The sequence below is a fragment of the Sphingobium sp. TCM1 genome, assembly GCF_001650725.1.
Taxonomy (GTDB): Bacteria; Pseudomonadota; Alphaproteobacteria; order Sphingomonadales; family Sphingomonadaceae; genus Sphingobium.
On sequence record NZ_LXVX01000029.1, the window covers coordinates 1 to 9,590 of the forward strand.

General features: G+C 66.7%; 11 protein-coding genes. 4 read left to right on the forward strand and 7 right to left on the reverse strand.

The features are described from left to right. The coding region (locus A7Q26_RS26035; protein ID WP_232313844.1) for a hypothetical protein at nucleotides 1-204 on the forward strand (204 nt) is incomplete at its 5' end. Here the strand turns inward: A7Q26_RS26035 and A7Q26_RS16815 are convergent. From A7Q26_RS16815 to A7Q26_RS16845, 7 genes are all read right to left on the reverse strand, one after another. Further along, nucleotides 188-1,177 (reverse strand): type II secretion system F family protein, encoded by a 990-nt coding sequence (locus tag A7Q26_RS16815; protein WP_066861808.1) that lies wholly within the window; start codon nucleotides 1,175-1,177, stop codon nucleotides 188-190. The two genes, A7Q26_RS26035 and A7Q26_RS16815, sit on opposite strands and share 17 nt — an antisense overlap. A 17-nt stretch (nucleotides 1,178-1,194) precedes the next feature. Beyond that, nucleotides 1,195-2,193 carry a type II secretion system F family protein gene (locus tag A7Q26_RS16820; protein ID WP_066861811.1) on the reverse strand — a complete coding sequence of 333 codons (999 nt, stop codon included), beginning with the start codon at nucleotides 2,191-2,193 and terminating at the stop codon, nucleotides 1,195-1,197. A 61-nt stretch (nucleotides 2,194-2,254) separates the two neighbouring features. Continuing rightward, on the reverse strand, nucleotides 2,255-3,538 hold the full coding sequence (locus A7Q26_RS16825) for a nucleotide-binding protein (protein WP_066861815.1): 1,284 nt from the start codon (nucleotides 3,536-3,538) through the stop codon (nucleotides 2,255-2,257). A 1-nt stretch (nucleotide 3,539) separates the two neighbouring features. Further along, nucleotides 3,540-4,199, reverse strand: coding sequence for a CpaD family pilus assembly protein (locus A7Q26_RS16830; RefSeq protein WP_066861818.1), 660 nt, complete (start codon nucleotides 4,197-4,199; stop codon nucleotides 3,540-3,542). Nucleotides 4,200-4,215: 16 nt separating this feature from the next. Then, entirely contained in the window at nucleotides 4,216-5,712 is a 1,497-nt protein-coding gene (locus A7Q26_RS16835) for a type II and III secretion system protein family protein (RefSeq protein ID WP_066861821.1), read from the reverse strand. A gap of 1 nt (nucleotide 5,713) precedes the next feature. After that, nucleotides 5,714-6,727: a Flp pilus assembly protein CpaB gene (gene cpaB, locus A7Q26_RS16840; RefSeq protein ID WP_066861824.1), complete on the reverse strand. Its 1,014-nt coding sequence runs from the start codon at nucleotides 6,725-6,727 to the stop codon at nucleotides 5,714-5,716. Nucleotides 6,728-6,778: 51 nt separating this feature from the next. Continuing rightward, entirely contained in the window at nucleotides 6,779-7,252 is a 474-nt protein-coding gene (locus tag A7Q26_RS16845; protein ID WP_066861828.1) for an A24 family peptidase, read from the reverse strand. Between the two features lie 51 nt (nucleotides 7,253-7,303). On the opposite strand from A7Q26_RS16845, the gene A7Q26_RS16850 reads away from it, so the two are divergent. The 3 genes from A7Q26_RS16850 to A7Q26_RS25685 are packed head-to-tail and all read left to right on the forward strand — an operon-like array spanning nucleotide 7,304 to nucleotide 9,557. After that, nucleotides 7,304-8,287 carry an alpha/beta fold hydrolase gene (locus A7Q26_RS16850; RefSeq protein WP_066861830.1) on the forward strand — a complete coding sequence of 328 codons (984 nt, stop codon included), beginning with the start codon at nucleotides 7,304-7,306 and terminating at the stop codon, nucleotides 8,285-8,287. Beyond that, the gene (locus tag A7Q26_RS16855; protein WP_084439178.1) at nucleotides 8,284-9,387 is read left to right on the forward strand and encodes an NAD(P)/FAD-dependent oxidoreductase; all 1,104 of its coding nucleotides are present in this window, start codon (nucleotides 8,284-8,286) and stop codon (nucleotides 9,385-9,387) included. The genes A7Q26_RS16850 and A7Q26_RS16855 overlap by 4 nt, the downstream gene beginning before the upstream one ends. 23 nt (nucleotides 9,388-9,410) lie before the next feature. Next, nucleotides 9,411-9,557 (forward strand): hypothetical protein, encoded by a 147-nt coding sequence (locus A7Q26_RS25685; protein WP_198162966.1) that lies wholly within the window; start codon nucleotides 9,411-9,413, stop codon nucleotides 9,555-9,557. Nucleotides 9,558-9,590: the final 33 nt, after the last annotated feature.

Below are 9,590 nucleotides of genomic sequence, written 5' to 3' on the forward strand. Positions count from 1 at the left end.
CAACAGGAATCCATAGATTCAGAAATTCAGCGCCTTGGGAATCCCCATCGTGAGTCAGCTTCACTGAAGGCTGGTATTACGTTAGCGGAAATAGAGGAGGAAAACCGGTCATTCCAGCGCTTTATCGCTCGGACGGTGGCGGGGTCGCCGGGACGCTACGGCAAGCGCCCCGGCCGCGACCCATTTTTCAGAAAGCGGTGCTGATCGAGCAGGCGGCCGGACCCAGAATGACCACGAACAGGGTCGGCAGGATGAAGAGAATCAGCGGCACCGTCATGATCGCGGGCAGGCGGGCGGCCTTTTCCTCTGCGCGCATCATGCGTTCGTGGCGGAACTCGGCCGACAGTACGCGCAGCGCGCTGGCCAGCGGAGTGCCATATTTCTCGGTCTGGATCATGGTCGTGACCACGCCCTTGACCGCATCCAGCTTCACGCGGGTGGCGAGATTTTCGAACGCCATGCGCCGTTCGGTGAGGAAGGACAGTTCGATCGCGGTCAGCTGGAACTCGTCGCCCAGTTCGGGATAGGCCTTGCCCAGTTCGCGCGCGACGCGGTTGAAGGCGGCGTCGACGGTCAGGCCCGCCTCGGCGCAGATGACCAGCAGGTCGAGCGCATCGGGCAGTCCCTTGCGGATCGCGGCCGACCGTTTCTGCACCTTGTTGTCGATATAGATGTCGGGCGCCTTGTAGGCGAGCAGCAGCGCGACCGCGAAGGCGAAAAAGCGCTTTACCGGTCCCCATTCGGGTTCGATGCCCACGCCATAGAGCAGGATCGCGGCGGCGCCGCCGATCACGATCGGCAGGATCATGCGGCCGAAGATGACGGCGACCGCCAGATCCTTCGACCGGATGCCGGCCTGCGCCAGCCGGATCTGCGCGTCCTTGAGCTGGTCGTCCTGCAACACCTTCAGGCTGGAGAGGAAGGACCGCATCTGGTCCGTCGTCTGGTTCTTCTGCACCAGCTTGGCGCGGCGCTTGGCGGTGGAGGCGGTAATGCCGGCCTTGAGCTGTTCGCGCCGTTCGTTCAGCGCCTTGACCCGCTTGGCCATCGGGTCGCGCACCGTCATCACGGCATAGAGGGCGAAGAGGACGGCGAGCGTCGCAAGGCCCGCAAGCAGTGTGCCGAAATCGGTGGCGGTCATGCCGAACAGGGTGCCGGCGGGGGTGGGTGCGTCCATGATCTAATCGCTCCCCATCAAATCTCGAAATTGACCATCTGGGCCATGATGAAGGCGCCGATCGCCATCCAGCACATGCCGCCGATGCCGATCACCTGCATCAGCGATAGCCCGAAAATACCCGCCGGATCGGGGGTGAAGAAGGGGCTCATATAGTTGAAGTTGATGTAGCAGATCATGCCGAACACCAGGAAGGGCAGGACGCCGATGATATAGGCCGATGCCTTGGATTCGGAGGACATGGCGCGGATCTTGAGCTTCATCTGGGCGCGCTGGCGCAGCACGGTGGCGAGGTTGGACAGGGTTTCGGCGAGGTTGCCGCCGGTTTCCCGCTGGATCGACAGGGTGATGACGAAGAACTGGAATTCGGGCGTGCCGAGGCGATCTGCGGTTTCCTGAAGCGCCTGCTCCATGGTCCGGCCGATCTTGATGCGTTCGGTGATCAGCTTGAATTCCTCGCCCACCGGCCCCGGAATTTCGCTCGACACGATGCCCAGCGTCTCGGCGATCGGCAGGCCCGAGCGCAGGCCGCGCGTCAGCAGTTCGAGCGCATCGGGGAATTTGACGGTGAACTGGTTGATCCGCCTGGCGATCAGGCGACCGACCCACCAGTGCGGCAGGCCCAGGCCCGCGGCCAGGCCCACCATCATCGCGAAGAGAAAGGGAAAGCCGCGCAGCATCAGGAAGGCGGTGATGACCAGGAAGGTCACGGCGCAGGCCGTCATATACTGGCTGAGCGTCCATTTCCGGCCGGTCATCTTGATGCGCTTGGCCAGATTGTCCGGATTGGGGATCAGCGACACCAGCATCTTGGCTTCGGTGCCGGTCGGCCGGTTGGAAATGGCCTTGCGCATCCGCGCTTCGAGTAGTGCCTCGGCCGATTCGCTGTGACGGCCACGGATCAGGGCGACACGGCGCTTGCGCGCCTTGTCCGGCGACGGACCGGCGAAGGCGACCAGGACGAGGCCCAGCATCGTCGCCACCAGCACCGTTATCAACAGGAAATTGCCGTCCATCTCTTTGCCTGTCCTTCGTGGGCCTGTCCTTCAGGGGCGGCCGCCGGGCGGCGGCGCACCGTCAATCTTCCAGCGCGGCCTTGTCCTTGCGGCGCGACGGTATCATGCTCTTGAAGTCGATCTTGCCGAGCAGGGAGTCCCCCTTGCGCGCCGTCGGCTTGATGGCACCGCCGTCATCGGCCTCCGCCGCGCCCAGCGCTTCGTCGAGCAGGGTGGCGCAGGCCGCGCCGACCTTGCTGCCCTTGGCGGTTTCGGCGAGCGTCTTGCCGAGCTTGGCCGCCTGCGACGCGATGCGCAGGTCGAAGGGGATGAGGACATCCACCTTGCGCTCGATCGATTGTTCGAAATCCTTGCGGCTGATTTCCGGCGATCCGGGATGGACGCGGTTGGCGACGACCACCACGCGCGACTGGGGCGCGTTGGTCTTGAGCCAGGACAGGATGCGGATCGTGTCGCGCGCCGCCGCCAGCGTCAGTTCCGTCACGACCAGCGTCAGATTGACGTCGCTCATCAGGTGCGGATGCTGGATCAGCATGTTGCGCGGCAGGTCGATAACGCTGCATTCGAAGGCGAGGCGGAATTCCTCCAGCAGCTGGTAGAAGGCGCCGCCGTCGGTCAGCATCGGCTGGCTGATCGGCGCTTCGGCCGACAGGATCGCCAGCGTGTCGCTGGCCCGCACCATCGCGCGTTCGATGAACAGCCCGTCGATACGGCTGGGATTTTCGATCGCGTCGGTCAGGCCACGGCCCGGCTCCAGGTCCATAGCCAGCGCATTGGTGCCGAAATGGACGTCGAGGTCGAGCAGGGCGGTCGGGCGCTTCTTCTTTTCCGACAGCATCCAGGCGAGCGAGGTCGCAACGGTGGAGGCGCCCACGCCCCCGCGCGTCCCCACCACCGCCATGGTGCAATGGGGGCGTTCCGGTCCCGCGTCGCGCGGCGCCATGAACACCGCCTGCGCCTGCGCCAGCGCGTCGCGCAACTGGTCGGCGCCGAAGGGCTTGAGCAGATAGTCCTGGATGCCGCTGGCGATGAGATCGCGATAGAGGCGCACGTCGTTCACCTGGCCGGCGGCGATCACCACCGTGCCGGGTTCGCACACTTCGGCGAGGCTGTTGATGTCGTTGAGCGGATCGCCGCTTTCGGACATGTCGACGAACAGGATCTGCGGCGATGCCGTGATCGACAGGCTCTGGACCGCGTTGCGCATCCCGCCCTTGTTCACCTTTTCGGGTGCCCAGCCCATTTCGGCAGTGACCGCGCGCAGCATGTCGAAACTATGATCGTCGCAGACGAAGGCGTGGAACGGATCGCGCAGGCCCGCGCCGGGTTTCCAGGGTGCGTTCATGTTACTGGGCTCCCGCGGTTATCTGCTTGAGTTCGCCTGCGCCCGTCGGCGGCTTGTCGCGATAGGTGGAGATCGCGCGGTTGGAGGTGGCGGTGCGCAGGTCGCTGTCGCTGCTCTGGCCACGGACCAGATCTTCCGGATTGGCGATCATGGCGGCGAGGTTGCCGTTGAGCGCGCAGCCATAATTGGCCGAGGCGCCCAGGTTCATGTCGGCTTCCTGCTTGTCGCTCCAGTCCGGGCAGCCCGGCACGCTGGCGGACGCGCGGCGCACGATCAGGCGGACGCTGCCCTGCGGCGCGGCGCCGGCGACCGCCGAGCTGTCCTCGCCCACCAGCAGGCCGTGGCGCGCCACGACATCGGCGATGCCTTCACGCAATGCGGGACCATAATAGGCGTCGGAGACGATCGCCACCTGATCGCCATAGCCAAGGCGGATCGAGGCGAACCAGTCGGCGAGGCGGCCCGCCTCGACCGGGGTCAGCGTGTCGCCGGGGCCGGCCTGCACGTCGAAGGTATAGCTGGCGTAGCTGACCACCGGCTGGTGGACGGATTCGACGCTGCGATTGGGACTGTCGGTCATGCAGCCCGCGAGCGGCAGCGCCAGCACGGCCAGCGCACCCAGCGTCCTGATCGACAGACGGGTCTGGAGAGGGGAAGTCATGTCTTTCATCCTTCCGTCAGAAGCTGAAGCCGGGGGCGGCGCTGGCATTCTTGCCCGATTTCCGGTCGGCGCGGGCCAGCGGGGCCGCGGGCAGGGACGCTTCCGGGCCGGGCGTGGGCATCGGCGCGCCGGGGGCGCGGCTGGGCATGGCCGGCCGGGCGCCGCTCACCCCGTCATGCCCCTGTTGCAGGAACAGGCCCTGGCCCACATTGGCGTTGCGGAAGCCGTCGGTCGGCAAATGGATGTCGGATGCATTGACCGGCTTCACCAGATAGGGGGTGACGACGATCACCAGTTCGGTCTCGTTGCGCTGGAACTGGCGCGACTTGAACAGGCTGCCCAGGATCGGCAGGTTGCCCAGGCCCGGCACCTTGTTGATATTGTTCGCAGCCTCGTTGTTGAGCAGGCCCGCGATCATGAAGGCCTGGCCCGAACCCAGCTCCACCGTGGTTTCGGCGGTGCGGCTCTTGAGCGCGGGGACATTGGCGTTGATCGAGAAGTCGAGGCTCGACACGGTCGGACGGACGCGCAGAGAGATACGGCCGTCGGCCAGCACCGTGGGCGTGAAGGCCAGCTGCACGCCATATTGCTTGAATTCGATGCTGTTGCCCTGGGTGCCGTTGCTGACGGTGTAGGGATATTCGCCGCCCGCCAGGAAGCTGGCGGTTTCGCCCGATAGCGCGGTCAGGTTGGGCTGCGCCAGAACGGTGGCGAGGCCACTCGATTCGGCGAGGTCCAGCGCGCCGGCAATGTCCATGCCCAGGATGCGTGCGACGCCGCCAAGGCTGTAGCCGCCGTCCACCGGGGTCGTGAATTCCCAGCTATTGTCATCTGCATTGAACTGAGCGAAATCGCGCAGGCCTCCGCCGACACTGCCGAGCACCTTGCCGCCCGAGCGGTCGATGCTGGTGAAATTGGTGCCGATCTTGTGACCGATATCCTTGGTTACTTCGGAAATCTTGACCTGGAGCATCACCTGGAGCGGGGTCGCCATGCGCAGGCGGCTGACGACGGTCACCTCCTTGCCGACGAAGGCTTGCGTGAGGCGTTCGGCCTCGGCCGCGTCTTCGGGCGCCTTGATCGTGCCGGTCAGCAGCACCATGCCGTTCATGTTGTTCACGGCGATGTTCGCGTCGGGCATCGCGACATGCAGCATGTCGTCCACGCTGGTGATGTTGTTGCCGACGCGCACGGTGCCGGAAAACAGCACCTTGCCGTTGGGCGCGGTGGCGAAGACGGTGGTTTCACCGGCCTTCTTGGCGATCAGGTAGAGCTGGTTCTGCGAGCGGACATGGACGTCGACCACCTCCGGGTTGGCGATCACCACGTCCGACATCCGCGCCGGCAGGTTGACCACCCGGCTGCCGCCGACCGACATCAGGATCGCACTGTCCTGCCTGGCGGAAGGAGCCGCGTTGAGCGCCGTGACCGGCGTGGCGAGCGTCGCGGCGGCCAGGCCCAGCGCAATGGCGGGGGCGGCGGCGCGCATGGCGCGATGATGCAGGATCTTCATCTTACTTCCCCCCGACCGGAACTTCGGTCACGTTGGTGCCCCGTGCCACGCGGATCACCGGCCCCCTGAAGGCGACGGTGCCCATGGGCGCGCCGTTGGCGGCCGCCATGGCCGGCACGGGCGCTTCGGCCTTGGCCGGGACCGAGCTGCGCTGGTAGCGCGACACGTCGGCGCCGGTGGAATAGGTGGAGCCGCGATCGACCGGGCGCGAGGCCAATTTGGTCAGGATCGCCTTTTCCGAGGTCGGGCTGGCGCCGTCGGGCAGGTCGACATCGGTGCCCGCGATGGCGGCGTCGAGTTCCGATGCGGTGTCGGCGATCGAGCGCAGCGACATGGACAGCGAACCGATGGTCTGGGCGACCGCGATCTTCTCCGCGATCTTGGGCGTCACTTCGATCGTGACGTTGGAATAGGTCTGAACCACGGGCTTGCCGTCGGCGCCCATCGCATCCATGCGCTGGTCGGTGGCGAGCACGCGCAGGTTGCGCAGGATGGTTTCGGACACCTTGAGCGGGGCGCCGTCGCCGCCGCCCGACACGCTCTGCGTCAGGACGAGGTCGATCCGGTCACCGGGAAAGACGAAGCCGGCGACCGAGCTTTGCGCCGATACGGGCACCGTGACGGCGCGCATCCCCGGCCCGAGCGCGGCGGCCAGGAAGCCGCGGTCGCCCGGCTTGACGAGTCCGCCCTGGGTCAGCGGCTGGCCCGCCGAGATGGCGGTCCGCACGACCGAGCCGGCGAGCTTGGCCGGATCGGCCTGGCCGCGCAGATAATAGGCCTGTTCGACCAGATCCTTGGGCCAGGGCTGGAAGCGGAAACTTTCCGCATCCAGGATGGTGCCGACCGGCAGCGCCTTGGTCGCGACCAGCACATGCGGCAGGTCCGCTTCCGCCGGCATGGCGGCGGCATTGACCTGTGGCGCGCTGGATGAACTCAACATGCTGCGCGCAAGCAGGGCTGTAGTAACGGCTATGATCAGCGCGCCTACCAGCAGCACGATCTTCTTAGCATCCATGACGAAACTCGCCTCCCTCAAGCGGCAGCACTGCCCCCAGTGCTCCACTCATCAAGCAAAATGGTTAAGATATCGTTCGCCAATCAGCCACAGGGCTGCGATCGAGATGGCGACGCCATAGGGTATTTCGGGTTGGCCGGGCCTTTTCGCCCAGCGATGGTGCAGCAGCGTGACCAACGTGACCAGGCCGCCCAGCAGTGCCATCAGCACGATAAGACTGAGCATCGCCTGCCACGGGAACCAGAGCGCCAGCGCGCCCAGCAGCTTGACGTCGCCGCCGCCCATCATGCCGATCGCGAAGAGCGCGGCGAAGACCATGAAGACGAGGGCGCCGGCCAGCAGTTGCAGGGCCATGCCGGGCCACGGGTCCAGCCCGCTCGCGAGCCACCAGAGTGGCGCCAGCAGCGCCACGGCCAGGTTCAGGCGGTTGGAGATGATGCGCGAACGCAGATCGGTGATCGCCGCCGCGATCAGCAGCGCGCCCAGGGCGATCATCAGCGCCAGCCGGAAATATTCCCCCAACATGGGCACTATTCCCTAGACCGCATGGCTTACCAAACCGTAACCATGGACGGCATGGATTCGCCCGATTTCCGCTCCGCTTACCCTCCCGCCGCCGCTTTCGATCGGCGCGCCTGGCCGATGGGCGGGCGGCTGGATTACTGGCAGGCGTCCGATGGCTGGGCGATCCGCCGCTACCGGCTGGGCTCGGGTACGCGCGGACGGATGCTGTTGCTGAACGGCCGTGGCGACATGATCGAGAAATATCTGGAGGTGATCGATCATATGGCGCGGCGCGGCTGGGCCGTGACCAGCTTCGACTGGCGCGGGCAGGGCGGATCGGGACGGCTGACCGATGATCCGATGTGCGGCCATGTCGGGGATTTTGCCGATTATATCAGTGATTTTCGGGCGTTGGCGGACGATTGGCGCGCCGAAGGGCAGGGGCCGGCGGTGATGCTGGGCCATTCGATGGGCGGCCATATGCTGCTGCGCGCGTTGGCGGAGGGGATGCCGCCGCCCGACGCCGCGGTGCTGGTCGCGCCGATGCTGGGGCTGCACAGCGCGCCGCTGCCGCGTTGGCTGGCGGTGGCGGTCGCGCGGCTGATGGTAGCCATGGGACGGGGCGACCGGCGCGCCTGGACGCAGAAGGAGGATAGCGAGCGGCAACGGCGGATGCGCCAGAAAAGACTGACCCATGATCCCGCCCGCTATGCCGACGAACTATGGTGGCGCGACCATAGTCGGGACATCGCGCTGGGGCCGCCGAGCTGGAACTGGGTGGCGCAGGCGCTCGATTCGACTCGGGCGCTGGCCGAGGGGCCGGGGGTGGCGCAGGTCGCCTGTCCGTTGCTGATCCTGGCGAGCGAGGCCGATCGGCTGGTGTCGACCGCTGCGATCCGGCAGGTGGCGGCGCGGCTTCCCGACGCGCGACTGCATATCTATGGGCGGGAGGCCGCGCACGAGATATTGCGCGAGCTGGACCCGGTTCGGTGCGACGCTCTGGACCGGATCGAGGCCTTTCTGGACGAGACTGCGCGGGACGAGATTGCAAATTGACCCATTTCGACATCGTGATCGTGGGCGGCGGCATGGCCGGCGCGAGTCTGGGCGCGCTGCTCGCCGCCGATGCGCGGGTGCTGATCCTGGAGATGGAGGAGCGCGCGGGCTATCATGCCACCGGGCGGTCGGTCGCCTTCTGGGAGGAAAGCTATGGCGGCCCGGTGGTACAGCCGCTGACGACCGCGTCGGGGCCGCTGCTGGCTGCGCCGGACCCCGATTTCCATGAGGGCAGCTTCCTGTCGCCGCGCCGGACACTGCATGTTGGGCGCGCGGAGGACGCGCCGCTGCGCGACGCGCTGATCGCGCAGTTCGCGGGGAAGGTCGATCTCCGCCCGGTCGATCCGTGTGCGCTGGTGCCGGGACTGCGCCCGGACTGGACGCTGGGGGTGATGGAGGCGAGCTGCCAGGACATCGACGTGGCCGCGCTGCATCAGGCCTGCCTGCGCCGCTTCCGCCGGCTGGGTGGCGAGGTGCGGCTGGGCGCGGCGCTGCTGGGCGCGCGGGCGGCGGACGGCGGCTGGCGGATCGAGACGCGCGACGGGCCGGTCGGATGCGGCGTGCTGGTCAATGCGGCGGGCGCCTGGGCCGACGCGGTGGCGCGGCTGAGCGGCGTGGCGCCGGTCGGCATCGCGCCGCTGCGACGGACGGTCGTGCAACTCCAGGTGCCCGACCTGCCCTCGCCCGACCTGCCGCTGATCATGGACCTGCGGTCGCGCTTCTATTTCAAGCCGGACGGGCCGGGGCGCATCTGGCTGACCCCGCATGACGAGACGCCATCGCCACCCTGCGACGCCGCGCCCGAGGAACTGGCCGTGGCCGAGGCGATCGCGCGGTTCGAGGAGGCGGTCGACTGGCGGATCGGACGGATCGAGCATAAATGGGCGGGGCTGCGCAGCTTCGCGCCCGACCGTGCGCCGGTCTATGGCTTCGATCCGGTCGCGCCCGGCTTCTTCTGGTTCGCGGGGCAGGGCGGGTTCGGCATCCAGACCGCGCCAGCCGCGGCGCTGCTGGGGGCTGCGCTGCTGACCGGATCGGCGATGCCGGAAGCGGTTGCCAGCATTGACGCGGCTGCCTATGGTCCGGGTCGGTTTCGGTAGCGCAACAAGCCGGGAGAATGGACATGGCCCACAAGTTCGTGATCGAGAAGAACAAGGCCGGCGAGTTCGTCGCCAAGTTCAAATATAATGCCGAGGTCATCTTCTGGACCGAAGGCTACAGTTCCATATGTGGACGGCTCCCTCTTGCAAGGGCTGAACGGAAAATTTGATCGGATCGCTTGCTTCCATATGTCCGGCCTTTC